Here is a 26,687-nt window from a genome sequence, read left to right as displayed (position 1 = left end):
AGCATCATATATGCTCCGCTTTTTATTTTCGCCCTGCCTCGACCTCGGGAAAAATATCTGATTTTTCAGAGGAACCCTGTGAATTATTGCTCGTCCGCGCCCTTGTCGCCTATCGCATCAATGTCGAGTGCGGTAGATGGAAGCGCGGTACCGGGCTACAGGCTCTTGAACCGTTCCCTGGTCTCTTTTGGTTTGCCGCAGGTCATCTCGCCCTCGGAGCATTTGCCTCTTACGCAGGACGGGCCGGAGTCCCTGAATATGAACGGGGCGACGTTCTTCACGCACCGGAGCATCTCAACGGCCATCTCGCGGATCTCCCATTGGGCCCTTTCGCAGCAGCGGAGGCTGAAGAAGTGCAGTAGCTCCCTTGCGTTCATTGTGACGATTATCTTGGTGCAGGCGGCGTTCGGGAGAAGGTACCTCGCGTCCTCAGCCGGGATTCCCGCGTCGACCAGCCTTTTGTAATCCCTATAGGCCCGTTTTACTGCAGCCTCGAAGAGTTTTTTCTTTTCCGGGTCAACGGCAATGGTCGGCGGCACCGCGTACTCCGGGGCGGAGGCGGTCACGTATCTCTGGCTTTGCTGGGAATAGGAGGCGAGCCTGTGGCGCACGAGCTGGTGAGACGTGGCCCTTGAGATGCCTTCTATGCCGAAGGTGAAAGAGGCGTGCTCAAGGACCGAAAGGTGCCCCATCTTGAGGATCTTCCCGAGGAACTTCTCGATGGAGATCCCCGAGACCTTCTCCTCGATCTCACGGATGCCCGAATCCGAATAGCAGAGCCGGGCCGCCATGGCGACGGTCTTCTCCGGCTCCGGCGTGTGCCTGAGGAGGATAACCTTCACCGGGCCTCCGGGCTCAGGCCTGTTTCGCGTGCTTCTGGTACTTCTTCCTGAACTTTTCGATCTTCCCGGCGGTATCGAGGAATTTCTGCTCCCCGGTGTAGAAGGGGTGGCAGTTGGAGCATATCTCGACGGATATGTCCTTCTTCGTCGAGCCGGTCGCGACCACGTTCCCGCATGCGCAGTGTATCTTTGTCTCGTTGTACGCGGGGTGTATTGCCTCTTTCATCTCTTTCCTCCTGAAAATGCCTCGCTTCCATCTCTTTCGATGTGCTGGCGAGCAAATGATTTTTGGCAATCTCTAAAAATTGATCTTTTCCCCGGACTCTGCGTCAGGTCGTGAATAAAAATGCTCACATATTGTCATATATGCTCCGCTTTTTATTCCCGGCCTTCCTTGATTGCGGGAAAAAACTCCAATTTTTAGAGGTTGCCTTTTATTTAATTCAACAGCTCCGGAGCGGCAACCTTTAGGTAAAGACCCTTCCGGCCGGGCGTAATAGCACATATTAGCAACTATATGCCTGGATTTCAACACAAAAGGAAGGCCCGCCCGAAAAGGCGCGGGCAGGCCTGGATTACCTCTTTTTTAGGTGAGGGCAGCCCGGGTTATCCTCATTGGACTGCCTACCTGCTCATTGAATCGAGGAAGGCCTTGTTGCTGGGCGTGCTCTGGATCTTATCGAGCAGGAACTCCATCGACTCGATGGGGTTCAAGGGCTGGAGCACCTTCCGGAGTATCCATATCCTGTTGAGCGCCTCTTTCGTAAGGAGGAGGTCCTCCTTCCTCGTGCCCGACTTGTTGAGGTCTATGGCAGGGAATATCCTTCTCTCGGCGAGCTTCCTGTCGAGGACTATTTCCATGTTGCCGGTTCCCTTGAACTCCTCGAAGATGACCTCGTCCATGCGGCTGCCGGTGTCTATGAGGGCCGTCGCTATGATGGTGAGGCTTCCACCCTCCTCGATGTTCCTCGCGGCCCCGAAGAACCTCTTGGGCTTGTGGAGCGCGTTCGAGTCGACGCCGCCCGAGAGGACCTTGCCGCTCGGCGGCACGACCGCGTTATAGGCCCTCGCGAGCCTCGTTATGGAGTCAAGGAGTATCACGACGTCCTTCTGGTGCTCGACGAGCCTCTTTGCTTTCTCTATTATCATCTCGGCCACCTGGACGTGCCTCTGCGCGGGCTCGTCGAAGGTCGAGCTTATGACCTCGCCGTTCACCGAGCGCTGCATGTCGGTCACCTCTTCGGGCCGCTCGTCTATGAGGAGCACGAGGAGGACGACTTCCGGGTGGTTCGTGGTGATGGAGTTGGCTATCTTCTGGAGGAGGATGGTCTTGCCTGCCCTCGGCGGGGATACTATGAGGCCCCTCTGCCCCTTTCCGATGGGAGTGAAGAGGTCCATTATCCTCATCGATATGTCGCTCGGAGCGCCTTTGGTCTCGCTCTTCAATTCCAGGTGGATCTTCTCCTGGGGATAGAGCGGCGTAAGGTTGTCGAAGAGGATCTTGTCCCTTGCGACCTCGGGGTCCTCGTAGTTCACCTTCTCGACCTTGAGGAGCGCGAAGTACCTCTCGCCCTCCTTGGGCGGCCTTATCTGGCCCGAGACTATGTCGCCGGTCCGGAGGTTGAACCTCCTTATCTGCGATGGAGAGACGTATATGTCGTCCGGCCCGGGCAGGTAGTTGTAGTCCGGCGCGCGCAGAAACCCGAAGCCGTCCGGGAGCGTTTCAAGCACGCCCTCTCCGTATATCATCCCGTTCTGCTCGCTCTGTGACTGGAGGAGCGCGAAGATGAGGTCCTGCTTTCTCATGCTGGACGCGGATTCTATGTTATATTTCTTCGCGAGCGATGTGAGCTCGTTTATCTTTTTTTCCTTTAATTCCTTGAGGTTCATACGTACTCCTGTGAGGGGTGTTGTGAAATTGAAATAGGGGTAAGCGGTCTTACTCCAGGCCTTTTGCGATTTTGAAGCGGGTCATGTATTGGGTTTGTTTTCCTCTGGGCTTAAATCTTTCGGATTGTAGCTTTGAGGGCAGCAGCAATGTTGAACTATATTTGAAAGGTATTTCCACTTTAACACGGCCGAAATAGGCTGTCAAGTGCCTTTTTTTCCGGTTTTAGCGGCGCCTGTGAACTCCACGAACAGCTCCCGAGCCTTTGAGAGCGTCTCCCCGACTTCGCCGTTATTGTCTATCACGTAGTCCGCGAATTTGAGCTTCTCCCTTACCGGCATCTGGGATGCGAGCCTTCGGAGCGCATCCTCCCTTGACGCGCCGTTCCTTTTCTCGAGCCGCTCGATCTGCTTCTCCTCGTCCGCGTATACCACGACTATCCTGTCCACCTCGTCTTTCAATGGCCCCTCGATGAGAAGCGCCACGTCAAGGACTACTAGCTCGTCTTCCCCTGCCCCGGCTATCTCTTCACGGATCCTCTCCCGTATCCTCGGATGTGTGATTTTATTGAGCTTCGAAAGCGCCTCCTTATCGGAGAAGACCCTCTCCGCGAGCGCCTTCCTGTCGATAGTGCCGTCGGAGTTAAGGACTGAGCTTCCGAACTCCTCTATTATTTCCCCGTAGGCCGGTTTCCCTGGCTCAACCACCTCGCGCGCAATCTCGTCCGCGTCTATGACCCTTGCCCCGAGCCGCTTGAATTCCGCCGAGACCAGGCTCTTGCCCGTGGCTATGCCGCCCGTGAGGCCGATTATCATCGGCCCGCCGCTCCGCCGCGTGCCCTTAGCATGATGAAGCTCAGCTGCCTGCCGGTCCTGCCCTGGTCCCGCCTGTACGAGAAGAAGTCCACGGAGCAGGACGTGCACGGGGCGGAGCCGCTTATGTTCCGCTGGTCCACGCCGAGGCTCAGGAGCTGGCTTATGTTCTCGGCCCCGAGGTCGAGCCTCAGGCCGTCGTCGATGGAGATGAAGGAATCTAGCGACCTGCCCCCTTCCCTGAATTCCTCGTAGACGTTCTCGCCGACCGAATAGCAGCACGGCCCTATGGACGGCCCTATGGCGGCCTTGAGGTCGCGGGGCTTTGTGCCGAAGACCTTCCCCATCTCTCTTACGGCATTGAGCGTGACCCCGAGCGCAGTCCCTCTCCAGCCCGCGTGTATCGCGGAGACTGCCCGGTTCACCGGGTCGAAGATGAGGACCGGCAGGCAATCGGCAGTGAGTATGCCTATTGCGGCCCCTTCCTCTGCCGTGATTATCGCGTCTGCATCAGGCGGAGCAAGAGGGGTGTCAGGCCCCAGGCAGAAGACCGAGCCTCCGTGCACCTGGTTTATCGTAAAAAGGGAGGCCGCGCCGAATGCGGCGAGCACCCGTTTCCTGTTCTCGTCGAGGTTTTCCCTCTTGTCGTCTTCCCTTTCGCCGAAGTTGAGGCTTTCATACGGAGGGGCGCTCACGCCTCCTTTCCTTGCAAGGAAGCCGTGGGCAACGCTTTCGTCGAATACGTGCGATGAGAGGTACGTTATGCCGTTAAGTGTCCGCACTCTGGTTCCGATTCCTTTTCAAGCGCGTTAAGGAGCCTTTGCATGTCGGGCGGCATTGGAGCCCTGAACTCCATGTCCTCGCCGGTTGCAGGGTGCTCGATGCCGAGCGACCATGCATGGAGCATCTGCCGTTTTACGCCCTTCAGCACATCCGCGGCGGCCTTGGGAAGCGCGGGCGGGATAGCCCGCTTCCCGTAGACCTGGTCGCCGACCACGGGGTGGTGCACGGCATTCAAGTGCACCCTTATCTGGTGCGTCCTCCCGGTCTCGAGCTTAAGTTCAAGGAGGGTCATGAGGGGGAATCTCTTCAGTACCCTGTACCTCGTGACCGCGCGCCTCTTTACCCTGGCCCTCGTGGATATCTTTTTCCTCTGGACAGAGTCCCTGCCTATGGCAAGGTCTATCGAGCCCTCGTCGTCTTTAAACGAGCCCCAGACTAGCGCGACGTATTTTCTCCTCGCACTCCGTTCTTTTAGCTGCCTTGCAAGGGAAAGATAGCTCCGGTCGTTTTTGGCTACTGCGAGCGAGCCGGTGGTGTCCCTGTCCAGCCGGTGCACTATTCCGGGCCTCACGGGCGCGCCGGTCGGGGCAAGCCCCTGGGGGCCGCCCGCGTGAAATAGGAGCGCGTTCACGAGCGTCCCGCTTATCCTGCCTGCGCCGGGGTGGACCGCCATGCCCGCGGGCTTGTTTACGACGATTATGTCCGCGTCCTCGTAGAGTATGTCGAGCGGTATCTCCTCGGGCTCCGGATACCCCGGCGGCGGCTCGGGCAGGGAGACCTCGACCTGGTCGTTTTCACGTACCTTGTGCCCGGCCTTGGCTGGTTTCCCGTTTACCAGGACCCTGCCTTCGTCCGAAAGCGCCTTCATGCGCGAGCGGGTGACTTCGGGCATCATGGATGATAAAAAGACGTCGACCCTTTGCCGGGACTCCGCGGGGGTAACCGTGAAAATCCTTTTTTTTTCCATTAAAGAATCAGACCGCGGGAGAGGGTTTTCGGGCGGCTGCCCGGTTCCATGCGCGCAAATGTCCGGTATGGGGCCTTGGTGCAACGGGGAGGGCTACCAGATCCCGGACTCGATATTTCCGTTCCTTTTTATGAGGATGTCCACGATGGCCCGGTTGTACAGGCCGTTTTTCTTATCGAGGTCCGGGGCCACCCTGCTCCTGTAGAGCTCGAGCCCCTCGTTAAGCTCCTTTTCAAGGAGCTCGAAGATGTTGTCGTTCTTTATCCCCTCGAGGATCTTTTCCTTGTTGTAGATGGCTATGTCGGAGACTATGGTCCTCGCAAGCCTTGCGGCCGCCTCGCGGTTGGTTATAAGGCTCATGCCCGGACCCTCTTCTGGGTGATCTCGTTTACAAGCACGTCCCTGCCCCTCTCGGCATTCGCCCTCACGAGCGCCTCTATGAGGGACGAGTCCTTTTGCCTGAACGCCTCTATTATGTCCTTGTGCTGCCGCACCGAGTCGGACATGCGGCCGGGTAGCGATAGCGCGGTTATCCTGAACCTCTCGAACTGCTGTACAAGGTGGTGCACCGTGGCGCAGAGCTTTTCGTTTCCGCAGGAGACGAGGAAGGTATCGTGGAATTGGTTGTCGAGCCGGAAGAAGTTCTTTACGTCGCCCCTCTCTGCGCACTTTTCCATCCTGGCGTTCAGGGCCTCGAGCCTCTCGATGTCCTTGTCCGAGAGCTTCCCGCAGGCGGTCCTCGCGGCGTAGCCCTCGAGGAGGCCCTTTATCTCATAGAACTCGCTTACGTCCTTGTCCGTTATCGGGCTCACGACCGCGCCCTTCCTGGGCACGACCGAGATGAAGCCCTCGCTCTCCAGCTGGCGGAAGGCCTCGCGGATGGGGGTCCTCGAGATGCCGAAGCTTGCGGCTATCTCCTGCTCCGGGACCCTCTCGCCGGGCTTAAGGCGGCCGGCGACGATTGAGTCCTTTATAAAGTCCACAATCCGTTCCCTCAGGGTGAGAGGCCTCTCCACCGGGTAATCAAGCACCTTTGTCTTTTCCATTTCAGCCAATCGAGTTCGGGTGGGCAGGTTCAGGGCAATCCTCCCTGGTCTCCGGGGCGAGGCTCTTGAAAACGGGCGCGGGCGAGTCCGCGCCCGCCATGCCGGGCCCCTTTCCGGGAGTCCTGATGCCCAGCCGCCTCGGCAAGAATCCAGTTCTTTGATATTTATGTATACTGTATACATTGTGAAAAGTCAAGCGTTTTCGGGGTCAATGCAGCCGTTGATGGAAGGGGAACGGGGGCCGGGAAGCCCCCGTTCACGGCTATCCGGCGGGCAGGGTCTTCGGGTCCTGGTATACCATAAGGTGCGCGAAAGGCGACCCCTCGTACATGACATAGGTGCCGAACCTGTTCGGGTTCTCGGGAAGCCCTGCCTGGCCAGCCTCGATGGGCCAGAGGAGCATCCAGTGCGGCGGCTCTTTTACCCTCGTGGCCCCCTCTGCCGGCCCCATCACTATCTCGCCGTCCCTTTCCCAGTGCCATCCACCCTGCGCCATGTAGGCTATTCCGGGCTCGGTATTTGCGGGCCGGGGCTCGTTATTGAAAAACGACATGAACCATTCGGTCCCGGCCCTGTCCGCGCAGACCGGGTCGGGTGTTTCCTGGCCGCTTAGGTCCGCTATGCAGGTGAATTCGTTGGTGCCTTCCCGCACGGTCCGGAGCTTACCGTCAGGCGCAGGCACCAGTATGGTCGCCTCCCCGGATATGTGAGGCGGAGCCGCGCTCTGGGCTATATTTATAATCTCCTCATCCGACATGCCCTGTATGCCGCTCCTGGCCTCTCCGGTTTCCGCGGCAATGGCTGGAGCTGTTATCCCGAATGTAAGTAGAGCTGCCACAAAAGTGATCCTTCTCTTCATATGGCCCCCCTGGATGCGCTTGGTTTTAGAAGTCACATACAATTAAAGTATAGCATAGGGAATATACATGGCCTTGTACCCTGGATTCGGGGGCGTCCGGAATTGCTTGCGCCCGGTCCTCGTTTCAGGTTTAATATTTATTTTTGAGTCCGGATGAAAGGTGTGTTTGAGGCAATGGGAGAAAAGAAAACCGTGCAGGTCCACGTGCCCTATCCCTATCTGCTCGAAAAGACGGACCGCCTCATTGAGCAGGGCATAAACCCCGAGATATTCATGGACGCCTTCTTCATAGAGGAGGCCAAGTCAAAGGACCTTCTGCGCATACGCGAATCTTTCGCGGCAAAAGGGCTTACCATTACCATCCACGGCCCTTACATAGACCTTAACCCCGGGAGCAGGGAAGAGAAGACAAGGCTGCTGACTGCCGGCGTCTATGACAGGCTCTTCGGGGTGGTGGAGATATTGAAGCCCAGGACAGTGGTCCTCCATGCCGGCTACCACGAGCGCAAATACAAGGGAGATAAGGACCTCTGGCTTTCCCAGAGCCTTAAGACCTGGCCGGAATTAGTCGAAAGGGCCGGGCGGATAGGGACAGTAATCGCGGTGGAAAACATTTTCGAGAGGGAACCGTCAACGTTGAGGCTCCTCATGGACGAGATACCCTCCCCGAACTTCGGGATCTGCCTGGACGCCGGACACATGAGGGTCTTCTCGGAGGTGGATATCGAGGAATGGTTCGCCGCGCTTGGCCCGAGGGTCGCCGAGGTCCACCTGCACGACAACCATGGGAAGCACGACGAACACCTCCCCATAGGAGAGGGCTCGATAGACTTCGAAAGGTTCATGGCCCTCCTCTCGAAATATGCGAAAGACCCCGTCTACACGATAGAGCCGCACGGCGAGAACGCCATGCTCCGGGCCATCGAGGCAGTCGAGCGCTATCTTTAGGCAACCTCTAAAAATTTATCTTTTCCCGGACTCTGCGTAGTTACGGGAATAAAAATGCTCACATATTTATCATATATGCTCCGCTTCTTATTCCCGCCTTCCTTGATTGCGTGAAAAAGCTCTAATTTTTAGAGGTTGACTTTAAAAGCTTTTCCCTTGACTGCCCCCGGACAACCTGTTAGCCTTACGCGAAACTTGACGCGCTGGTGCCCGCTGGAAGGCAGAAGAGCCTTGGGGGAAACTTTCTATAGAAAGTTTCCCCCAGACCCCTTCAAAGATTTTTAGTTCCTGAGTAGCCCTCCTTTTAAGGGGGGCTACTCAGGAAGAGCTGAAATTTTTGGAGAGAGTGTTAGGTCCGATGGATGCGATTGTGATGCATGAGGCTATAAGGCCTCTTGCCCAATTTTAGCAGCCAACGGCTCTAAGAACCTTTTTATAAAAAGGTTCTCTCAAGAGTCTTCGCCAGCCAAACCGGGCCAATAGGGAATTCCCGTGGAAAACGGGAGCTGCCCCGCAACTGTGAGCGGCGACGAAGTCCTGCGAATCCACTGGCCAAGGCCGGGAAGGGCAGGATGGTAGGAAGACCCGCGAGCCAGGAGACCTGCCGGCGCTTTTTAGAAGACCTTCCGAGGGAGAGGGTCGGCAGGCGCCGGCGTATGGGCGCATATGCTGTTCATAACCCGTCCTTCGGAAGAAGGCCGGGTTTTTTTTGGCCAATGGAGGTTCGCATGGAGCGTGGTCTGGTTCACATCTACACGGGAGAAGGGAAGGGCAAAACCACCGCCGCGGTGGGGCTCGCGACAAGGGCCGCGGGCCAGGGCATGAAGGTGCTCTTCATACAGTTCTTCAAGGAGGAGAAGGCCTCGTCCGGCGAAAAGGAGAGCCTTAGAAGGCTCGGAGTCGATCTCGTCCGCTCCGATGTGCGGCACCCCATGTTCACAGGCGGGAAGACCGACCTTCAGGCATTGAAGGCGTCCATTGTGGGCACTTACGAGGCGGCAAAGGATAAGTTGTCGGAAGGCGGCTACGGCCTCGTGGTCTTCGACGAGATAATGTCGGCGGTGAGCGGCGGCTGGATAAGCGCGGAAGACATACTCGGCTTTCTCGATTCAAGGCCCGCCTCCCTCGAAGTCGTCCTTACGGGAAGGAACGCGCCCACGGAACTTATGAGGATAGCGGACTATGTAACCGAGATGCTCAAGATAAAGCACCCGTTCGACCACGGGGTGCAGGCAAGGAAGGGGATAGAGTTCTGATGCCAGGGAGGTTCTCTTTCGTAATCGGCGGCGCGCGTTCCGGGAAGAGCGCGTTCGCGCTCGGCCTCGCCTCGAATCTACCCGGGAGGAAGGTCTTTATCGCGACGGCCGAGGCCTTCGACCAGGAGATGGATGAGAGGATAAGGAAGCACAAGGAGGAGCGGGGCGCGGAGTGGGAGACCGTCGAGGAGAAAAAGTCCTTGCGTGAAAGGGTAGAATCGCTCGGCCCGGAATGCGCCGTGGTCATAGACTGCCTTACGCTATGGATAACGAACCTCCTGTCCGCGGGCCTTTCGGATAAGGAGATACTGGACGAGGCAGGGGCGCTTGCAAGGGCGTGCAAGGAGTCCGGCTCAAGCGTGGTCGCCGTATCCAACGAGGTCGGCCTCGGCATAGTGCCTGATAACGCGCTCGCAAGGAGGTTCAGGGACCTCTCCGGCGCGGTCAATAAGGAGATGGCCTCCTCCGCGAAGGAGGTCTGGTTTTTGGCGGCGGGGCTGCCCCTCAGGATGAAATAATGAAGAGTGCAATAACAAAAACCCGCATCTTCGCCGCCGTGCTCGGCGGCAACCTCATCTTTGTCTTTTTTAACGCGGCAATTGCCTGGACCCTGGCTTTTTTCAACGTCACCCCTTACGGCAGGTTCGTGGCGGCCTTCTTCAGGGGGAGGACCAGGGAAGAAGTGGCGGCGCGGATAGGATCGGACAGGGCCCTTTTCGATTCCATGCTGGCCGAGGCTTCGTCGTTCGCGAACCTTTTCCTCACGCCCGTTTCCGGTTTCGTAATGGGCCTCTTTGCCGGGGCCATGCTTGCGAAAAATAGAAGGCTCGCGGTCATATGGTCGGTCCTCGCGGCCTTGCCCCTCTCGCTTTTTTTCATTATGAAATCGGGCGGAGGACATGAGAAGTTTCTGTATCTAGTCCTTTTCATTGCTGTTACCGCGCTCGGCGGCCTTGCAGGGAGCGCGTTTTTTGTAAAGGCAACCTCTAAAAAGAAAAAGGAGACGGCGGATGTCGATCTTTGAGGAAGCCATTAAAGCCATAAGGCCGGTCGATGCCGGGCTTTTTGAACAGGCCCGGAAGCGGCTCGATTCACTTACCAAGCCCAAGGACAGCCTGGGAAGGCTCGAGGAGTTCGCGAAAAGGATGGTCGCCATAACCGGCGAGCTCAGGCCTGTTTTACAGAAGAAAACGATATTCACCTTTGCCGCGGACCACGGGGTGGCTGACGAAGGGGTCTCGGCCTTTCCAAAAGAGGTCACCCGGCAGATGGTATATAACTTCCTCAGGGGCGGGGCCGGGATAAACGCTCTTGCCAGGCACGCAGGCGCGGATGTGGCGGTGGTCGACATAGGCGTGGATTTTGATTTCGACGACGCTCCAGGGCTATTTAAAAGGAAGGTCGTCCGTGGCACGCGGAATATCCGGAAAGGTCCGGCCATGACCAGGGAAGAGGCGGTGAAGTGCCTTGAGGTCGGCATATCAATTGCCTGGGAGTATGCCGGCAAGGGGGCTATATTCGGCACAGGGGAGATGGGCATAGCGAATACCACCCCTGCCAGCGCCATAATAGCCGCACTCTCGTGCCTTTCGCCCGAGGCGGTCACAGGAAGAGGCACCGGGATAGACGACGGCATATTCACGCACAAGGTAAAGGTGATAGAGGACGCCATAGCCGTAAATAGCCCCGACCCTTCGGACCCGCTCGATGTGCTCGCAAAGCTCGGGGGCGCGGAGATAGCCGGGATAGCGGGGCTTGTCATAGGCGCGGCCTCAAAAAGGGTGCCGGTCGTGGTGGACGGCTTCATCTCCACCGCAGGCGCGCTCATAGCCCGCGAGATAGAGCCTGTTACTGCCCAGTACATGTTCGCCGCGCACAGGTCTGTGGAGAAGGGGCATTCTGTGATGCTCGAAAGGATGGGACTCAGGCCCTTTGTTGACTTGGACTTGAGGCTCGGGGAAGGCACTGGCGCGGCCATAGGCATTTCACTTATAGAAGCTGCGCTCCGGGTCTATAATGAAATGGCGACCTTCGGGGACGCGGGCGTCTCTGAAAAAAACGCGTAGCAGGCCGCTCAAAAAGTCCATCTGCTTCGTTGTAAACGCTTCATTCCTCGCTCCCCTGTTCCAGTGGGAGCCTCGCGTCTGGAGCTTTTTGGGCAGCCTAAGCGAATTTTGCGTTTCCGCAACCTAGGTGGCGTGGGAGAGAAATGAAAGGCTTCATAATAGCCCTCCAGTTCCTGACTGTATTCAGGATCGGGAAGCCCGCAAGTGTGCCCGAGCCAAAGGAGCTTGCCCGCTCCATGGCCTGGTTCCCTGTCATCGGGGCGCTCCAGGGGCTTATACTGGTCCTGGCGTATTCCGTCCTAAAGGCGTTCCTGCCTGAGAGTGTCGTCCTGGCCTCTCTCATCCCGGTCCTGCTGCTTACGAACTGCGGCCTTCACCTCGACGGCTTCGCGGATACGATAGACGGGCTTGCGGGCGGAAGAGACAGGGAGGATATGCTCCGCATAATGCGCGATAGCTCCGTCGGTGCCATAGGAGCGGCGGGTGTTACGCTCCTGATCCTCCTTAAGTTCCTTTCGCTCTACGAGCTTCCTTCCAACGAGAAGGCCTGGGCCATATTCCTCTTTCCTGTCGTAGGCAGGTGGGCCATGGTGCCGCTTGCCTCATTCGCGGGTTACGCGAGGCCCTCGGGCGGCCTCGGCGCGGCATTTGCCGGGAATACAAAGGGGGTGCTCTTGGCGGCGACGCTCCTTGCGGTAATCATGGCCGCGCCCCTAGCGGGCCCTTTTTCCATTCTCATTTTCGCAGCGCTCGGGGTTATAATCTATATGTCGTCCCTGTATTTCAAAAGGAAGCTCGGCGGGGTGACGGGGGACGTATTCGGGTTTCATAGCGAGATAGCCGAGCTCCTTTTCCTTTTCGGGGCGCTCGCTATCTATGGCGCCAGATCGACCGGAGGCATCGGAATATGAGAGCTACAAGGCTTTACCTCATCAGGCACGGCCAGGTGGTGAACCACCATGAGTACCGCTATAACGGTCACTTTGATATCGACATAACCTCCACCGGGGTCGAGCAGATGAGGAGGGTGTCCGAATTCCTTTCCCGGGAGCCCATAAAAGCGGTTTATTCGAGCGACCTCCAGAGGGCCGTGAAGGGCGCGCGCATAATCGGCAAGGCCCTGGGCATTGAGCCGGTCATGGTGCACGACCTACGGGAGCTTAACCTCGGGAGGTGGGAGGGGCTTACGAGGGAGGAGGCGATAGCTAAATACCCCGAGGAAGCGGACTTCAGCTTCAAGGACCTTGCGACGAGCAAGGTGAAGGAAGGCGAAAGCCTCGTGGAGCTCAGGGCCAGGGTGGTTCCGGCGCTTTCCAGTCTTCTCGACCGCAACAGGCACGAATCGGTATGCGTCGTCGCCCACGGGGGCGTGAACCGGGTGGTCTTGAGCGAGGCCATGGGCCTTCCGCTCGAACGGTTCTTCAGCATCGAGCAGGATTACGGCTGCCTCAATATTATCGACTACCTGGACGACGGCCTTAAGGTAGTGAAGCTACTTAACGGCGGGCCGAACCAGGACATGCGGCCTACCGAGATATATTGATGCGCATGGCCGGGATGATACCCGCTTTCATAGTCGCAGGGGCCGCTAGCGGCTCGGGGAAGACCCTCATAACGCTCGGCATACTGGAGGCGCTTAAAAGGCGGGGCCTCAGGGTGCAGGCCTTCAAGGCGGGGCCGGACTATATAGACCCCGGCCTTCACAGGGCGGTCCTCGGCCGCCCATCCTATAACCTTGATACCTGGATGATGGGTGCCGGAGGCGTAAAGGAGACCTTCGCCCGCGCGGTCAAGGGCGCCGATTGCGCGGTCATAGAGGGCGTAATGGGGCTCTTTGACGGGCGGGACGGAAGGAGCGAAGAGGGCTCCACAGCGCACCTTTCAAAGACGCTCGGCGTGCCTGTGCTACTCGTTGCCAATGCCGAGAAGGCGGCCCGGAGCATGGGCGCTGTCATAAAGGGCTTCGAGGCGTACGACCCGGGAGTGGATATCAGATGGGCGCTATTCAATAAGACCGGTAGCCACAGGCACTCTGAAATATTGAGGGACTCCATGCCCAGGGGCTCGGGTATAAAGCTCCTGGGGTGCATCAAGAGAGACGAGGCCCTCGGGATTAAAGAGAGGCATTTGGGCCTTGTGACAGCCTCGGAAGACCCGGATATTATAAGGCGAGTGGCAAAAAGGGCGGCAGACGCCATAGAGGGCTCAATCGACCTCGGGAAGCTTCTTAACCATAGAGTGAAGGTCCGGCATTATGCTGAAACCCGGAGCGCGGAAGGCGAAAAGGTCAGGATAGCGGTCGCGATTGATAAGGCCTTCTCCTTCTATTACCAGGAGAACCTGGATATCCTCGAAAGGCTCGGGGCCGAGCTTTTGCCCTTCAGCCCCTTGAATGACGCAGCGCTTCCCGAAGGCGCGGACGGCCTCTATATTGGCGGCGGGTATCCGGAGCTCCACGCCCCGGCTCTCGAAGCGAATAGATTCTTGAGGGATTGCATAAGAAGGCTCGCAAAAAAAGGGCTTCCGGTCTACGCCGAGTGCGGCGGCCTCATGTACCTGGGAAAGGCGATCGAGCGCGAGGGGAAAAACTTCGGCATGGCAGGGGTCTTCCCCTGGAGAACGCGGCTCTTATCCGGAAGAAAGGCGCTCGGCTACAGGGAAGTCTCGCTTACGCCCGAGTGCCCGTTCTACAAGAGGGGTAGTATTCGGGGGCACGAGTTCCATTACTCTGAAATGGCCTCCGACCCCAAAGGGCTCGGCAGGGGGTACATGGTAAGGGGCGGCTCGAATACCTTTCCTGAAGGGTTCAGCAGGGGGAACGCCCTTGCGAGCTATATCCACCTCCATTTTGCTAGCAACCCTGCTTTCCCAAGGGCCTTTCTCCGTACCGCAATGCTATTCAGGGAGAAGGGGTGCAGCGGGAGTTGAAGTAAAATCATTGAAATCAGGGTCTAGCGCCCTGCCTCCGGCATCCTTCCGTTCCGCTTGTAACCAGTCGTTTTTTTCTGGTAATATATCCCTTCGCTTCGCCTGAGGCTCTTTCACACTAAACGGATTCCGCCATATGCTTTCAAGGGTGCTTACGGCATCGACGCTCGGCGTGGATGCCCTGCTCGTAGAGGTCGAGGTCGACATATCCAGGGGCCTCCCCTCCTTTTCAACGGTCGGCCTTCCTGACAACGCGGTCAAGGAAAGCAAGGACAGGGTAAGGGCGGCAATCAAGAACTCCGGTTATGCGCTCCCGGCCAAGAAGATAACCGTAAACTTAGCCCCTGCCTACATAAAGAAAGAAGGGACCACCTTCGACCTCCCGGTCGCTGTCGGCATATTGAAGGCCGAAGGCATGATAAAGAGCGAGTCGGTCGAGGATTACCTCGTAATGGGGGAACTTTCGCTCGACGGCGGCATAAGGCCCATAAGGGGGGCGCTCCCGGTGGCCGTGCTTGCGCGCGATTTGCGGAAAAAGCTCATACTGCCTGCCGAGAACCGCAGCGAGGCGGCCATCGTAAAAGGCGTGGACGTTTTCGGGGTAGGGAGCCTTGCGGAGCTTATAGAGTTCCTGAACGGTAATTCCTCCATCGAGCCGTTCACGCTCGATGAAAGCGCGGCCTTGAGCCCCGACCCCGGCAGCCGCCTTGATGTCTCGGACGTCAAGGGGCAGGAGCACGTAAAGCGGGCCCTCGAAGTAGCAGCCGCCGGGGGGCATAACGTCCTCATGATAGGCCCGCCGGGCTCCGGGAAGACCATGCTCGCGAAGAGGGTCCCCACGATTTTGCCGGATTTCACCCTCGAAGAAGCTATAGAAACGACAAAGGTGCACAGCGTGGCCGGGACCCTCTCGCCAGGGAGCGCGCTCGTAACCGAGCGGCCGTTCAGGTCCCCCCACCATACGATATCGGATGCCGGGCTGATAGGCGGCGGAAGGGTCCCGCGTCCCGGCGAGGTGAGCCTCGCCCATAACGGGGTGCTCTTCCTTGACGAGCTCCCCGAATTCAGGAAAAATGTCCTCGAGGTCCTCAGGCAGCCTCTCGAGGACGGAAAAGTCACCATTTCGCGGGCAGCGGTCTCGCTCACATATCCGGCCGAATTCATGCTCATAGGGGCCATGAACCCCTGTCCTTGCGGTTATCTGGGAGACGCGCACAAGGAATGCGTCTGCACCCCTCTGCAGGTCCAGCAATACAGGTCCAGGATATCCGGGCCGCTCCTCGACAGGATAGACATACATTGCGAGGTCCCTGCCGTGAGGTTCAGGGAGCTTTCAGGCTCAAGGTCCGGGGAGACATCGGCGGATATAAAGAATAGGGTAGACAAGGCCAGGGCCGCACAGGCCGAGCGGTTCAAGGGCCTGGGCATATACTCGAACAGCAGGCTCACGGCAAGGCTCGTAAGGAAATTCTGCGAGTCGAAGGGGGAGGTTTCGAAGCTCCTTGAGACCGCTGTCGAGAGGCTCGGCCTCTCTGCAAGGGCGTATACGAGGGTCTTGAAGGTCGCAAGGACCATAGCCGACCTCGACGGCTCGGAAGCTATACTTTCGCACCACGTATCCGAGGCCATCCAGTACAGGAGCCTCGACAGGCAGCTCGTTTGATGAAGGACGAAAAGGAAAATAAAGAGGCCCGGGGCAAGCAGGAGGCGAAGCGCTGGCCCGGCGGCGCGGATATCGAGCTGCTCTCGACCATCTTCGATTCCGCGATGGACGGCATATTCGTCATCGGCATGGACGGTAAATATCGAGAGGTGAACCCCGCGGGCTGCACCATGTTCGGGTACTCGCGGGAAGAGCTCCTTTCATCCGACATAAGCCTCCTCCTTTTCCCCGAGGACGCCCCCAGGGCCTTCGAGGAGATAAGGAGGCAGGACGGGGTGTTCTACCAGAATTACAGGATGAGGAGAAAGGACGGCTCCGAGGCCTGGGTGGGCATGACCGTAAAGACCGTCCAGGCCGGGGGCGAGGAGATGAAGCTCGCAGTCAAAAGGGACGTTACGGAGCGGAAAAAGTCCCTCGACGAGATAAGGACCTCCAAGGAGCGGCTGGAAGAGAAGGTCAGGAGGCGCACGGCCGAGCTTAAGTCCGTCAACAGGTCCCTCGAGATGCAGATACTTAAGAGGGTAAGGACGGAAGAGCTCCTTCACACTATCCTCAAGGCGACCTCGTCGGTGGCGGGGGAAGAGTTCCTCCGTACACTCGTCCGCCATCTCGCAGTCGCGCTGGAGTTCAAGTATGCGCTCGTCGCCGAGTACGTCGGCGGGATGAGGGCCAGGACCCTGGCGTTCTGGGGCAAGGGGCGTTTCGCGGATAATTTCGAATACGCGCTCGAAGGCACCCCCTGCGAGAGCGTCGTCAATGGCGAGGTCTGCTCTTATCCGGGCCGCGTGCAGGAGGCCTTTCCCAGGGACCGGTATCTCGCCCAGATGGAGGCCGAGAGCTATATTGGCGTGCCGCTGGTGGGTTCGGACGGCAGGGCGCTGGGCCTCCTTGTGGCCATAGACGACAAGCCACTTCAGGGGGACCAGGACGCGAGGGCCCTCATGCGGCTTTTCGCGCTCAGGGCCGCCCTTGAGCTCGAAAGGAAGAGGTCCGAGGACGAGAGGAAGAAGTCCATCGAAATGCTCAATATCATATCCGACCATTCCGGCGCGGCGATATTGATAAAGGACTCGGAAGGCAGGCACATATTCGTAAACAAGTCCTTCGAGGAACTCTTCAACAGAAAAAAAGAGGAAATACTCGGCCTCAAGGACAACGAGCTATTTCCAGCCGGGACTGCCGCGAGCTTCCGTGCGAATGACATAAAGGCGCTTGAGGCTGGCAGGCCAGTCGAGTTCGAGGAGGATGTGCTCAATCCGGACGGCAGGCTCCTCACCTTTCTTTCCGTCAAGTTCCCGGTTCCTGGGCTGCCGGGCGCGATCTGCGGCATATCGACCGACATAACCGAAAGGAAGAAGATCGAAGAGGCGTTAAGAAGGAGCGAGGAACGGCTCAAGGAGGCCCAGGCCATAGCGCACATCGGGAGCTGGGATTGGGACATACTGACCAACAAGATACACTGGTCGGACGAGATATACAAGATATTCGGCCTCGATGCCGCGGAATTCGAGGCCACGTACGACGCCTTTCTCTCTCTCGTCCACGCGGACGACAGGGACGAGGTGCAGCTTGCGGTGAAGGAGGCCTTAGAGCTCGGCAAGCCTTACGACATCCGGCACAGGGTCCTCCGGCGCGACGGGACCGAGCGCATCGTGACCGAGCGGGCCGAGGTCGTGAGGGACCCCGAAGGGAAGCCGGTCCGCATGTACGGCACTGTCCAGGACGTGACCGAGCACAAGAGGCTTGAGGCCGAGATACTGAGGGCGCAGAAGCTCGACTCCATCGGCGTCCTCGCCGGGGGCATAGCCCACGACTTCAATAACCTCCTCCTGGGCATTCTGGGGAACGTCTCAATAGCCAAGAACCTGGTGAAGCCTGCCGACAGGGTCGCGGGCGTCCTCGACGAGATAGAGAAGGCGGCGCTCCGGACGAAGAGCCTTACACGCCAGCTCCTTACATTCTCAAGGGGAGGGGAGCCGGTACGGGAGCCGGCCTCGATGGAGCAGATAGTGCGGGATTCGGCTCCCCTGGTGTTGCGGGGCTCGGAGGTGGTCTGCGAATACTCGTTCCCGGAGGGGCTCTGGCCCGTCGAGGTCGACCAGGGGCAGATGGCCCAAGCCGTGAGCAACATAGTCCTTAACGCGGCCCAGTCCATGCCCGACGGCGGAAGACTCAGGGTGAGCGCCTCGAACCTCGATGTGAACGAGCAGACGCACCTGCCCCTCAAGCCGGGCAAATACATAAAGACGACCTTCAGGGACTACGGGACCGGCATTCCCGTAAAGCTCCTCCCCAAGCTCTTCGACCCGTTCTTCACGACACGGAAAAAGGCGAGCGGCCTCGGGCTATCGGTCACCTATTCGATAATAAAAAAGCACAACGGCCACATAGGGGTGGACTCGGAAGTGGGCGAGGGCACCTCCTTCCATCTGTACCTGCCCGCGTCTGCCGGGAAGCCGGCTGACGCGGCCTCTGACGACACGGTCGTAAAGGGCGCGGGCAGGGTTTTAGTCATGGACGACGAGGAGCTCATACGGGACGTTTCGGGCGAGATGCTGAAGCTCCTCGGATATGAGGCCGTCTTCGCCGCAAGCGGCGGCGAGGCGATAGAGCTTTTCATAAAGGCCAGGGACGAGGGCAGGCCCTTCGATGCCGTGATACTCGACCTTACGGTCCCCGGAGGCCTTGGCGGCAAGGAGACCATGCAGAAGCTGAAGGAGATAGACCCGGGAGTAAGGGCCATAGTCTCCAGCGGCTACTCCAAGGACCCGATAATGGCGGACTTTAAAAATTTCGGGTTCTCTGCCGTCATGGCCAAGCCGTACAGGGTGGCCGAGTTCAGCAGGGTCGTAAAGAAGGTCGTAAGCGACGAAGGGGAATGACCCGGGAGGCCAGGGTCGAAAAAAGATGCTATCATTAAACAGGAAAGGCTGCTGAAAAAGTCCATCTGCGTCGAAGGCTACGTCGCTGGACACTCCGGCGTACACGAAAGATACGCCTCATTCCTCGCTCCTCTGTTCCAACGGGGGCCTGGCATCTCGAGATTTTTGAGCAGCCTGAATAACTAATTTTTTCAGCAAGTTGCTAATTAACAGCCGCCTGTTTCGGAATTCCATCATAGGTTTTCCTCAAGAAAGGTATCATTTTGATGATTTACCTCGATAATGCCGCGACTTCCTTCCCCAAGCCTGAATCGGTCTACCGGAGGATAGACGAGGTCTTGAGGGAAAAGGGCGGGAACCCCGGAAAAGCGAGCCACACGCTCGCAATAGAGGCGAGCCGCGTCGTCTTCAGGGCCAGGGAGTCCCTGGCCCTGCTTATGGGCGTCCCTGACTCCTCCAGGATAATATTCACCAAGAACGCCACCGAGGCCATAAATATCGCCTTGAAGGGTTTACTTAAGCCCGGCGACCACCTTGTCACCTCCACATTCGAGCACAACGCGGTCGCAAGGTGCGTCCTGAGGCTCGAGAGATCCGGGGTGGAGGCGACACGGGTTCCGCCGGATAAGGAGGGGTTACTTTCGCCGGCCTCGATAGGGGCCGCAATGAGGCGGAATACCAGGATGGTCGTGATCTCCCATGCCTCGAACGTATTCGGCGCGATACAGCCCCTTGAGGAGATAGGGAAGATATGCAAGGCGAAGGGCGTTATGTTCATGACCGACGCCGCGCAGACAATGGGGGCCATGCCGCTGGACGTAAGAGGCATGGGCGTTAATATCCTTGCGGCGACCGGTCACAAGGCCCTTTTCGGCCCGCAGGGCACGGGTTTCCTGTATGTCGAGGAAGGGATCGAGCCCGAGCCCCTTGTCGACGGCGGCTCAGGCGGCGAGGGCGCGCACGCGGCGGAGCTCCCCGAGAGGCTTGAGGCCGGGACCCTCAATACCCCCGGAATAGGCGGACTTGGCGCTGGCGTTGAATTCCTCCTTTCGGAGAAGCTTCCGAAGATAAAGGCCAGGGAAGAGGAGCTCGTGGCCATGGTCCTCAAGGGCCTGTCAGGTATGGAAAGGGTCTCCCTAATAGGGCCCCGGGACGCATCCAGGAGGGCCGCGCTCGTCTCCTTTAATATCGAAGGCGTATCTCCCTCCGAGGCCGGGCTCAGGCTCGACCAGGAATTCGGCATTATGGCGAGGTGCGGCACGCACTGCGCGCCCGAGGCGCACAGGCAGGCAGGCACCTGGCCCGAAGGCTCGATACGGGTGAGCCCCGGATATTTTACGGCCGAAGGGGAGATAGAGGCTCTCATACGGGCAGTAAAAAAGCTGGCATCGAAGTAGCCCGACCCCGCCATTTGCCGCTTTAGGCTGGATTTCGGCCCCTCCTCGGTTTATCATGCCTAAGGCTGCTGAAAAAGCCCTTGAACGCGTCGTCTTCAAAATCGGACACTCCGGTGCGTACAATTAAAGTACGCCTCGTTCCTCATTTTTTTCGACTCCTTGCATCTTGAGCTTTTTGAGCAGCCTATGAGATTTTGAGCTTTTCAGCGTGTTAGGCCAAAGAGAAACAGATAACAGATGATAATCCTCGGCATAGAATCGTCATGCGACGACACGGCCGCTTCCGTGCTGCAGAACGGGCGTGTAGTGCTCTCGTCAGTAGTTGCATCGCAGGAGTCCATACACGCGAAATACGGGGGCGTTGTCCCTGAGCTCGCATCCCGGAGGCACATAGAGGCCATAGTGCCGGTAGTGGAAGAGGCCCTCTCCTCGGCCGGAAAGGCCCTGGACGACATCGACGGTATAGCCGTGACGCAGGGGCCAGGGCTCGTGGGCTCCTTGCTTATAGGCCTCTCCTTCGCCAAGTCGCTTTCACTTGCAAGGGGGCTTCCTCTCACGGGCGTAAACCATATCGAGGCGCACGCGCACGCGGCCTTCCTCACGGATAAGGAAGGGGAGGGCGAAGGGCCGGGCTTCCCCTTTGTCGCGCTCATCGTCTCCGGGGGGCATACAACGCTCCTTCTCTTCGAGGACGCTACTGAATACAAGGTGCTCGGCCAGACCCTCGACGACTCTGCGGGCGAGGCCTTTGACAAAGTCGCGAAGCTACTGGGGCTCGGGTATCCAGGAGGCGCGGCGATAGACAGGCTCGCCCGCGATGGGGACAAGGGGGCGGTCGATTTCCCGAGGCCGCTCATGGCCAAAGGCAACCTGGACTTCAGCTTCAGCGGGCTCAAGACCTCGATGCTCACCTATGTCAAAAACCTCGCCGGTCCGCCGACGGAAGCGCTTTTAAAAGACCTCTCCGCGAGCTTCCAGGAGGCCGTCGTGGACGCTCTAGTAACCAAGGCGCTCTGGACCCTCCGGGCTACAGGCGCAAAGGACCTCGTGGCAGCCGGAGGTGTAGCCTCGAATTCGCGGTTCAGGGCAAGGCTTGCGGAGATGGCCGAAGAAGAGGGGCTTAGGCTCTTCATCCCTTCGCCCAGGTACTGCACAGACAACGCCGCGATGGTCGCGTCCCTCGGATTCCACCAGCTTAAGAAAGGCATGCTGGCTGGCCTCGACATGAACGCAAAGCCCACCTGGGAGGGGTTCTGACCAGGGATTGCCCCGGCTTTTTTCTCTCCGAAAGCAGCCATCCCCTTTGAAAGGTTTTTTTTTATGTCTTCAGCCACGCATAAAGGCGGCACACGTCCGACAAGACCCAAGAAGAGGTACGGGCAGCACTTCCTTACCGATAAGAACATCGTCAGGAAAATAGTCTCAGCCGCGGAAGTCTCGGAGGGCGAATTGGTCCTGGAGATAGGCCCGGGAACGGGGGTGCTTACCGAGGCGCTCGTCCAGGCCGGCGCGAGGGTCCTCGCCATAGAGGTGGATGAGGAGCTGGCCGCCGGCATAAGGGAGAGATTCCCGGCGGACAAGGTCGAGGTCATAAGGGGCGACGCCTTGAAGCTCTCGTTCAGGGAATTGGGAGAGCGGCACGGGAAACTAAAGCTCGTCGCCAACCTCCCCTATTACATCTCCGGGCCGGTCCTCGCGAAGCTCCTTGAGGAGCGGGAGGCCTTCACTATTATGGTGCTCATGTTCCAGAAGGAGGTCGGAGAGAGGATCGTATCAGGGCCCGGGAGCCGCGATTACGGCATACTCTCGGTCCTTGCACAGGCGTATACGGACGTAAAGAAGGAATTCGACGTGCCTGCCAGGCTATTCTTCCCGAAGCCGAAGGTGGATTCCACTGTTTTGAGCTTCAGGGTGCTGGGCTCTCCGAAGGTGCCCCTTGTAGACGAGCGGTTTTTCAAGGCGGTCGTAAGGGCGGCATTCGGGACCCGACGCAAGATGCTCGTCAATTCGCTCGCCCTTGTCGGCCTTCAAAAGCCCGATATCGAGGCAGCCCTCAGGGAGGCCGGGATAGACCCCGGAAGGCGCGGCGAGACCCTCGATTTGAATGATTTCGGGCGACTTACGCGCGCTCTTCATGAAAGGAAAAAGGATGGGCCAATGCAGTGAAGTCCCCTTTATACGTTCTTGACTTTTTCCCGCCCCTGAGATAACTTGTCTCTGCTCCGATTCCCGGATTCCCGAAAACCAGCGGGCATTTAGCCAAGGTTCATCCCCGAGACTTAATGGAAAAATCGCAATACGTAGCCATAGAGGGCCCGATCGGGGTCGGCAAATCGAGCCTTGCCGAGCTCCTCGCAAAGGAGCTCGGAGGGAGGACCCTCCTCGAGGCAGTTGACGATAACCCTTTCCTCCCCAGGTTCTACGCGGACATAAAAAAATACGCGTTCCAGACCCAGCTCTTCTTTCTCCTGAGCCGCTACCAGCAGCAGAAAGAGATGTTCCAGCAGGACCTCTTCAAGACCTCGGTGGTAGCGGACTACCTCTTTGCCAAGGACAGGATATTCGCGTACCTGAACCTCGACGAGAACGAGCTCTGTCTCTACGAGCAGGTCTACAGGCTCCTCGATACGAGGATACCGAAACCGGACCTCGTCATATACCTCCAGGCCTCGACAGGGGTGCTCCTTGAGAGGATAGCCGGCCGGGGCATCGATTACGAGAAGCAGGTCAGGGAAGATTACCTTGAGAAGCTCGTTGACGCCTATAACAGGTATTTCTTCTATTACAGCGACACGCCCCTTCTTGTCGTAAACACGACCGACATAGATTTCGTCAACAACCCCGCCGACCTCGCAAACCTTGTAAAGGAGATAAGGTCCATAAAGGGCGGGGCGCAGCATTACATACCCGTCGCTTCCCGGTAAAAGGCAACTCTAAAAATTGATCTTTTCCCCGGACTCTGCGTCAGGCCCGTTAATAAAAATGCTCACATATTGTCATATATGCTCCGCTTTTTATCCCGGCCTTCCTTGATTGCGGAAAAAATCTCTAATTTTTAGAGTTGTCTGAAATCACTATTCCTTCTGTCTGTATCGAGGGTATTGTACCCGTGCCGGAATTGGTTTATAATTTTCAATTACCGGCGGCCCCGGTTTTAAGAGGGGGTATTGTGACCTTCCGGTAGGATAAACGGAAGGTTTTTTTTAATTGGGGGCGGGAATCGGCCAATGGACCCCGTTCCCCTTGCAATAACCCCGATAATGGGATTGAATAATAAGAGCGGCGTGCATGCCCCTAAACCAGAAAGCGGCGGGTCCAGAGGATGAAGAAGTACACGGCAGCGGAGATCATGAAGATGAAGAGGGACGGCAGGAAGATCCCCGTCCTTACGGCCTATGATTTCGCGACCGCAAGGATACTGGACGAGGCCGGGATACCGCTGCTACTGGTCGGCGACTCGGCCGGGATGGTAGAGGCGGGCTACGAGACCACCCTCCCGGTGACCGTTGAAGAGATAATCTATCATACGAGGGCTGTAGCGAGGGGCAGGACAAACGCCCTCGTCGTGAGCGACATGCCCTTCGGTTCCTACCAGACCTCGCTTGACGACGCCCGGAGGAACGCCGCCCGGATCGTAAAGGAAGGCGGGGCAGAGGCGGTAAAGCTCGAAGGCGGAAAGAGGGCGGCGGAAGCGATAAGGGCCATAACCGATATGGACGTGCCTGTAATGGGCCACGTGGGGCTTACGCCCCAGTCGGTCCACAGGATGGGCGGCTACAGGGTCCAGGGAAAGACAAAAGACGAGGCCGAGGAGATACTCGAGGACGCAATCGCCGTAGAGGAGGCGGGCGCCTTCTCGATAGTCCTCGAAGGCGTGCCCACGGGCCTTGCAAAGGAGATAACCGGAAGGCTCGGCATACCGACCATAGGCATCGGCGCGGGCCCGCACTGCGACGGGCAGGTGCTCGTGGTGAACGACATGCTCGGGCTTACGGGGCAGAAGGTCCCGAGATTTGTAAAGAGATACGCGGATTTAAGGAATCTCATCTTCCTTGCGGCCACCGAGTACATTAAGGACGTGGTGGAGGAGAGGTTTCCTTCAAAGGAGCATTCGTATTAGCAGGCTGCTGAAAAAAGCCCGATCTGCTGCGTCGTCTTCATAATTCGTCACGGCGGCGTACAAAGAAAGTACTCCTCATTCCTCATTTTTCGACTCCTTGCATCCTGAGCTTTTTGAGCAGCCTGCTTTGATTTTGAATTTTCAGCAAACTAATAGTCAGTGAAGGAAGTCTTAAGGTGTTTTGCCGTATATGATAAAAGTTGTAAGTATAAGCGAAATGCGCGAGGCCTCTATCGAGGCGCGCTCAAAGGGGCAGGCCGTAGTCCTGGTGCCGACCATGGGGTATCTGCACGAAGGCCATAGGGCGCTTCTTAAAAAAGGCAGGGCCGAAGGGGGCCTGCTCGTAATGAGCCTCTTCGTAAACCCCTCTCAGTTCGGCCCTGCAGAGGATTTTGCCTCCTATCCGAGGGACCTTGATAGGGACCTTAAGATAGCGTCCGAAGAGGGAGTGGACTTTGTATTCGCGCCCGAAGCCGGGGAGATGTACCCTCCGGGTTTCCGGACCTGGGTGGAGGTCGAGAAGCTTTCGGACAGGCTCTGCGGCGCTTCGAGGCCCGGCCATTTCAGGGGGGTCGCAACGGTGGTTCTAAAGCTTTTTAACGCTGTCCAGCCTCAGAAGGCCGTATTCGGGCTAAAGGATTTTCAGCAGTTCCGGATTATAGAGAGGATGGTGCGGGACTTGGATATCCCGGTCGAGATACTAGGGGTCGAGACCGTAAGGGAGCCTGACGGCCTTGCCATGAGCTCCCGGAACTCGTACCTTACGCCTGAGGAGAGGAGGGTCGCTCGCGCCATCCCGGACTCACTCAGGGCAGCCCGCGAGGCAATAGGGGCCGGAGTGCGGGAAAGCCTGGAAATTGTCGAAAAAGTGAAAAAAATCATAGAGAGAGAGCCGCTCGCCGTGATAGAATATGTTAATATATGCGACGGCGAATCGCTTGAGGACTCCGAAGAGGTCGCAAGCGGCTCCGTTCTTTTCATCGCGGTCAGGATAGGGAAGGCGAGGCTCATAGACAATATGAAGCTCGTGCAATAAAAGGGAGGACATTTCTACAAGATGCAGCGGATGATGCTCAAGAGCAAGATTCACAGGGCCACTGTCACTGACGCCAACCTCGACTACGAGGGCTCGGTCGCGATCGACGAGGCCCTTATGGAGGCTGCCGGCATTTACGAGTTCGAGCAGGTCCATATATACAACATCAGGAACGGAAACCGGCTGACCACCTATGCCATAAAGGGCGAGCGGGGGAGCGGCATTATCTCCATAAACGGGGCTGCGGCCCACCTTGCCGGCAAGGGAGACCTCGTCATAATCGCAAGCTACTCGGTCCTTGATGAGTCGGAAGCCAGGAAGCACGCGCCTGTCCTCGTCTATGTCGACGCGAAGAACTCGATAAAGAGGATAAGCGCGGAGCTCGCGGCCCACTGCCTATGACAAAACACCTCCGAGGCTATTTCATTACCGGGCTCCTCGTGGTGGTGCCCCTGTACCTCTCCATCTACGTCGTCTCGCTCATAGTCAGGTTCATGGACAGCATGCTGAACCTGCTCCCGAAGGTGGCGCATCCGCATACCTACCTGCCTTTCCACATACCGGGCCTCGGCATAATCTTTACCGTCCTGAGCATTATCATAATAGGCGTCCTCGCGACTAATTTCCTCGGCAAGAGGGTCCTTGAGTTCGCCGAAAGGATAATGCTCAAGGTGCCCGTGGCGAGGATGATATATAACGCTACCAAGCAGTTCATGGAGACCTTCTTTACCCACGGGAACCAGGGCTTCAGGCAGGTCGTTCTTATAGAGTTCCCCAGGAAGGGGCTCCACTCCATGGGTTTCATGACCAGCAGGGTGACAAACGGGGAAATAAAGAATAAGACGAGCGAGCCGTCCATGTGCGTCTTCATCCCGACCACCCCCAACCCCACTTCCGGCTATTTCGCCGTGGTGCCTGAAAAGGACGTCATCTTACTCGATATGACGGTCGAGGACGCATTCAAGGTCATCATGACCGGCGGCATGGTCGTCCCTCCTGAGGGCAAGAACGGGATCAAGGTAGTCGTCCAGAACCCGGTTGTCGAAGACCTGGCAGGCAATACCCCCTGACCATCCCATTTATAATCCAAGGCATCATTCCTGCACGTATATTCCGCTTGAAACGGGCAAATTTACGTTGTCTTTTTGGCCGAATCTGATAATATGCAATCTTTTCAGAATACCCAAATCCAGA

General features: G+C 57.8%; 28 protein-coding genes and 1 riboswitch. Of the genes, 18 read left to right on the top strand and 10 right to left on the bottom strand.

From position 1 onward, the window contains the following. Positions 1–155 precede the first annotated feature (155 nt). The 10 genes from thyX to K8I01_07300 all read right to left on the bottom strand — a co-directional run bounded on the left by thyX (position 156) and on the right by K8I01_07300 (position 7,197). Positions 156–842, bottom strand: a complete 687-nt coding sequence (gene thyX, locus K8I01_07345; protein ID MBZ0220230.1) for an FAD-dependent thymidylate synthase — start codon at positions 840–842, stop codon at positions 156–158. 13 nt (positions 843–855) lie between these two features. Next, positions 856–1,068: a 50S ribosomal protein L31 gene (gene rpmE / locus K8I01_07340; protein MBZ0220229.1), complete on the bottom strand. Its 213-nt coding sequence runs from the start codon at positions 1,066–1,068 to the stop codon at positions 856–858. A 398-nt stretch (positions 1,069–1,466) separates the two neighbouring features. Then, positions 1,467–2,732 (bottom strand): transcription termination factor Rho, encoded by a 1,266-nt coding sequence (rho, locus tag K8I01_07335; protein MBZ0220228.1) that lies wholly within the window; start codon positions 2,730–2,732, stop codon positions 1,467–1,469. Positions 2,733–2,933: 201 nt separating this feature from the next. Next, entirely contained in the window at positions 2,934–3,545 is a 612-nt protein-coding gene (coaE, locus tag K8I01_07330) for a dephospho-CoA kinase (GenBank protein MBZ0220227.1), read from the bottom strand. Continuing rightward, the gene (gene pgeF, locus K8I01_07325; protein ID MBZ0220226.1) at positions 3,542–4,324 is read right to left on the bottom strand and encodes a peptidoglycan editing factor PgeF; all 783 of its coding nucleotides are present in this window, start codon (positions 4,322–4,324) and stop codon (positions 3,542–3,544) included. Before pgeF ends, coaE begins: the two co-directional genes overlap by 4 nt. Then, the gene (locus tag K8I01_07320; protein MBZ0220225.1) at positions 4,303–5,292 is read right to left on the bottom strand and encodes an RluA family pseudouridine synthase; all 990 of its coding nucleotides are present in this window, start codon (positions 5,290–5,292) and stop codon (positions 4,303–4,305) included. The genes pgeF and K8I01_07320 overlap by 22 nt, the downstream gene beginning before the upstream one ends. A 93-nt stretch (positions 5,293–5,385) precedes the next feature. Further along, positions 5,386–5,652 (bottom strand): hypothetical protein, encoded by a 267-nt coding sequence (locus tag K8I01_07315; protein ID MBZ0220224.1) that lies wholly within the window; start codon positions 5,650–5,652, stop codon positions 5,386–5,388. Continuing rightward, positions 5,649–6,338 (bottom strand): GntR family transcriptional regulator, encoded by a 690-nt coding sequence (locus K8I01_07310; GenBank protein ID MBZ0220223.1) that lies wholly within the window; start codon positions 6,336–6,338, stop codon positions 5,649–5,651. Before K8I01_07310 ends, K8I01_07315 begins: the two co-directional genes overlap by 4 nt. Position 6,339: 1 nt before the next feature. Next, on the bottom strand, positions 6,340–6,483 hold the full coding sequence (locus K8I01_07305) for a hypothetical protein (protein ID MBZ0220222.1): 144 nt from the start codon (positions 6,481–6,483) through the stop codon (positions 6,340–6,342). Between the two features lie 117 nt (positions 6,484–6,600). Beyond that, complete coding sequence (locus tag K8I01_07300; protein ID MBZ0220221.1) at positions 6,601–7,197, bottom strand: hypothetical protein; 597 nt, start codon at positions 7,195–7,197, stop codon at positions 6,601–6,603. 174 nt (positions 7,198–7,371) lie between these two features. Here K8I01_07300 and K8I01_07295 point away from each other — a divergent pair, with 174 nt between their 5' ends. From K8I01_07295 to K8I01_07210, 18 genes are all read left to right on the top strand, one after another. After that, on the top strand, positions 7,372–8,145 hold the full coding sequence (locus K8I01_07295) for a sugar phosphate isomerase/epimerase (GenBank protein ID MBZ0220220.1): 774 nt from the start codon (positions 7,372–7,374) through the stop codon (positions 8,143–8,145). Positions 8,146–8,569: 424 nt separating this feature from the next. Next, a riboswitch (cobalamin riboswitch) is annotated at positions 8,570–8,769 on the top strand. A gap of 104 nt (positions 8,770–8,873) precedes the next feature. Further along, the gene (locus K8I01_07290) at positions 8,874–9,401 is read left to right on the top strand and encodes a cob(I)yrinic acid a,c-diamide adenosyltransferase (GenBank protein MBZ0220219.1); all 528 of its coding nucleotides are present in this window, start codon (positions 8,874–8,876) and stop codon (positions 9,399–9,401) included. Next, positions 9,401–9,919, top strand: a complete 519-nt coding sequence (gene cobU, locus K8I01_07285) for a bifunctional adenosylcobinamide kinase/adenosylcobinamide-phosphate guanylyltransferase (protein ID MBZ0220218.1) — start codon at positions 9,401–9,403, stop codon at positions 9,917–9,919. The genes K8I01_07290 and cobU overlap by 1 nt, the downstream gene beginning before the upstream one ends. Beyond that, positions 9,919–10,425, top strand: coding sequence for a hypothetical protein (locus K8I01_07280; protein MBZ0220217.1), 507 nt, complete (start codon positions 9,919–9,921; stop codon positions 10,423–10,425). The genes cobU and K8I01_07280 overlap by 1 nt, the downstream gene beginning before the upstream one ends. Then, positions 10,412–11,467, top strand: coding sequence for a nicotinate-nucleotide--dimethylbenzimidazole phosphoribosyltransferase (cobT, locus tag K8I01_07275; protein MBZ0220216.1), 1,056 nt, complete (start codon positions 10,412–10,414; stop codon positions 11,465–11,467). The genes K8I01_07280 and cobT overlap by 14 nt, the downstream gene beginning before the upstream one ends. Before the next feature lie 143 nt (positions 11,468–11,610). Beyond that, positions 11,611–12,378 carry an adenosylcobinamide-GDP ribazoletransferase gene (cobS, locus tag K8I01_07270; protein ID MBZ0220215.1) on the top strand — a complete coding sequence of 256 codons (768 nt, stop codon included), beginning with the start codon at positions 11,611–11,613 and terminating at the stop codon, positions 12,376–12,378. Beyond that, entirely contained in the window at positions 12,375–13,010 is a 636-nt protein-coding gene (locus K8I01_07265; GenBank protein ID MBZ0220214.1) for a histidine phosphatase family protein, read from the top strand. Before cobS ends, K8I01_07265 begins: the two co-directional genes overlap by 4 nt. 17 nt (positions 13,011–13,027) lie before the next feature. Beyond that, positions 13,028–14,395, top strand: coding sequence for a cobyrinate a,c-diamide synthase (locus tag K8I01_07260; GenBank protein MBZ0220213.1), 1,368 nt, complete (start codon positions 13,028–13,030; stop codon positions 14,393–14,395). Between the two features lie 136 nt (positions 14,396–14,531). After that, positions 14,532–16,058: a YifB family Mg chelatase-like AAA ATPase gene (locus K8I01_07255; protein MBZ0220212.1), complete on the top strand. Its 1,527-nt coding sequence runs from the start codon at positions 14,532–14,534 to the stop codon at positions 16,056–16,058. After that, a complete protein-coding gene (locus tag K8I01_07250; protein MBZ0220211.1) occupies positions 16,058–18,940 on the top strand; it encodes a PAS domain S-box protein in 2,883 nt (960 codons plus the stop codon). The genes K8I01_07255 and K8I01_07250 overlap by 1 nt, the downstream gene beginning before the upstream one ends. Positions 18,941–19,203: 263 nt before the next feature. Beyond that, a complete protein-coding gene (locus tag K8I01_07245) occupies positions 19,204–20,337 on the top strand; it encodes an aminotransferase class V-fold PLP-dependent enzyme (GenBank protein ID MBZ0220210.1) in 1,134 nt (377 codons plus the stop codon). Positions 20,338–20,574: 237 nt separating this feature from the next. Further along, positions 20,575–21,594 (top strand): tRNA (adenosine(37)-N6)-threonylcarbamoyltransferase complex transferase subunit TsaD, encoded by a 1,020-nt coding sequence (tsaD, locus tag K8I01_07240; GenBank protein ID MBZ0220209.1) that lies wholly within the window; start codon positions 20,575–20,577, stop codon positions 21,592–21,594. 63 nt (positions 21,595–21,657) lie between these two features. Continuing rightward, positions 21,658–22,503, top strand: coding sequence for a 16S rRNA (adenine(1518)-N(6)/adenine(1519)-N(6))-dimethyltransferase RsmA (gene rsmA, locus K8I01_07235; protein ID MBZ0220208.1), 846 nt, complete (start codon positions 21,658–21,660; stop codon positions 22,501–22,503). 116 nt (positions 22,504–22,619) lie between these two features. Next, the gene (locus K8I01_07230; protein ID MBZ0220207.1) at positions 22,620–23,261 is read left to right on the top strand and encodes a deoxynucleoside kinase; all 642 of its coding nucleotides are present in this window, start codon (positions 22,620–22,622) and stop codon (positions 23,259–23,261) included. Between the two features lie 398 nt (positions 23,262–23,659). Continuing rightward, positions 23,660–24,457, top strand: coding sequence for a 3-methyl-2-oxobutanoate hydroxymethyltransferase (panB, locus tag K8I01_07225; GenBank protein MBZ0220206.1), 798 nt, complete (start codon positions 23,660–23,662; stop codon positions 24,455–24,457). A gap of 190 nt (positions 24,458–24,647) precedes the next feature. Continuing rightward, entirely contained in the window at positions 24,648–25,493 is an 846-nt protein-coding gene (gene panC, locus K8I01_07220; GenBank protein MBZ0220205.1) for a pantoate--beta-alanine ligase, read from the top strand. A gap of 21 nt (positions 25,494–25,514) precedes the next feature. Beyond that, positions 25,515–25,895: an aspartate 1-decarboxylase gene (locus tag K8I01_07215; GenBank protein ID MBZ0220204.1), complete on the top strand. Its 381-nt coding sequence runs from the start codon at positions 25,515–25,517 to the stop codon at positions 25,893–25,895. Continuing rightward, entirely contained in the window at positions 25,892–26,563 is a 672-nt protein-coding gene (locus K8I01_07210) for a DUF502 domain-containing protein (protein MBZ0220203.1), read from the top strand. Before K8I01_07215 ends, K8I01_07210 begins: the two co-directional genes overlap by 4 nt. The last annotated feature ends 124 nt before the right edge of the window (positions 26,564–26,687 follow it).

Source organism: Deltaproteobacteria bacterium, from assembly GCA_019912665.1.
In the GTDB taxonomy this organism is placed as follows: Bacteria; Desulfobacterota; GWC2-55-46; order GWC2-55-46; family GWC2-55-46; genus UBA5799.
Note: the sequence above shows the minus strand (reverse complement) of the source record. Positions and strands in the feature narration are given on the sequence as shown.

Excerpts from the sequence above, each read along its gene's own strand:
- cobT (MBZ0220216.1), top strand. The coding sequence starts at position 10,412 with ATGTCGATCTTTGAGGAAGCCATTAAAGCCATAAGGCCGGTCGATGCC.
- K8I01_07250 (MBZ0220211.1), top strand. The coding sequence starts at position 16,058 with ATGAAGGACGAAAAGGAAAATAAAGAGGCCCGGGGCAAGCAGGAGGCG.
- K8I01_07280 (MBZ0220217.1), top strand. The coding sequence starts at position 9,919 with ATGAAGAGTGCAATAACAAAAACCCGCATCTTCGCCGCCGTGCTCGGC.
- K8I01_07320 (MBZ0220225.1), bottom strand. The coding sequence starts at position 5,292 with ATGGAAAAAAAAAGGATTTTCACGGTTACCCCCGCGGAGTCCCGGCAA.
- K8I01_07315 (MBZ0220224.1), bottom strand. The coding sequence starts at position 5,652 with ATGAGCCTTATAACCAACCGCGAGGCGGCCGCAAGGCTTGCGAGGACC.
- panC (MBZ0220205.1), top strand. The coding sequence starts at position 24,648 with ATGATAAAAGTTGTAAGTATAAGCGAAATGCGCGAGGCCTCTATCGAG.
- rho (MBZ0220228.1), bottom strand. The coding sequence starts at position 2,732 with ATGAACCTCAAGGAATTAAAGGAAAAAAAGATAAACGAGCTCACATCG.
- K8I01_07255 (MBZ0220212.1), top strand. The coding sequence starts at position 14,532 with ATGCTTTCAAGGGTGCTTACGGCATCGACGCTCGGCGTGGATGCCCTG.
- K8I01_07215 (MBZ0220204.1), top strand. The coding sequence starts at position 25,515 with ATGCAGCGGATGATGCTCAAGAGCAAGATTCACAGGGCCACTGTCACT.
- panB (MBZ0220206.1), top strand. The coding sequence starts at position 23,660 with ATGAAGAAGTACACGGCAGCGGAGATCATGAAGATGAAGAGGGACGGC.
- K8I01_07300 (MBZ0220221.1), bottom strand. The coding sequence starts at position 7,197 with ATGAAGAGAAGGATCACTTTTGTGGCAGCTCTACTTACATTCGGGATA.
- K8I01_07210 (MBZ0220203.1), top strand. The coding sequence starts at position 25,892 with ATGACAAAACACCTCCGAGGCTATTTCATTACCGGGCTCCTCGTGGTG.
- cobU (MBZ0220218.1), top strand. The coding sequence starts at position 9,401 with ATGCCAGGGAGGTTCTCTTTCGTAATCGGCGGCGCGCGTTCCGGGAAG.
- K8I01_07230 (MBZ0220207.1), top strand. The coding sequence starts at position 22,620 with ATGGAAAAATCGCAATACGTAGCCATAGAGGGCCCGATCGGGGTCGGC.
- tsaD (MBZ0220209.1), top strand. The coding sequence starts at position 20,575 with ATGATAATCCTCGGCATAGAATCGTCATGCGACGACACGGCCGCTTCC.
- rsmA (MBZ0220208.1), top strand. The coding sequence starts at position 21,658 with ATGTCTTCAGCCACGCATAAAGGCGGCACACGTCCGACAAGACCCAAG.
- K8I01_07310 (MBZ0220223.1), bottom strand. The coding sequence starts at position 6,338 with ATGGAAAAGACAAAGGTGCTTGATTACCCGGTGGAGAGGCCTCTCACC.
- K8I01_07265 (MBZ0220214.1), top strand. The coding sequence starts at position 12,375 with ATGAGAGCTACAAGGCTTTACCTCATCAGGCACGGCCAGGTGGTGAAC.
- coaE (MBZ0220227.1), bottom strand. The coding sequence starts at position 3,545 with ATGATAATCGGCCTCACGGGCGGCATAGCCACGGGCAAGAGCCTGGTC.
- K8I01_07295 (MBZ0220220.1), top strand. The coding sequence starts at position 7,372 with ATGGGAGAAAAGAAAACCGTGCAGGTCCACGTGCCCTATCCCTATCTG.
- rpmE (MBZ0220229.1), bottom strand. The coding sequence starts at position 1,068 with ATGAAAGAGGCAATACACCCCGCGTACAACGAGACAAAGATACACTGC.
- cobS (MBZ0220215.1), top strand. The coding sequence starts at position 11,611 with ATGAAAGGCTTCATAATAGCCCTCCAGTTCCTGACTGTATTCAGGATC.
- K8I01_07290 (MBZ0220219.1), top strand. The coding sequence starts at position 8,874 with ATGGAGCGTGGTCTGGTTCACATCTACACGGGAGAAGGGAAGGGCAAA.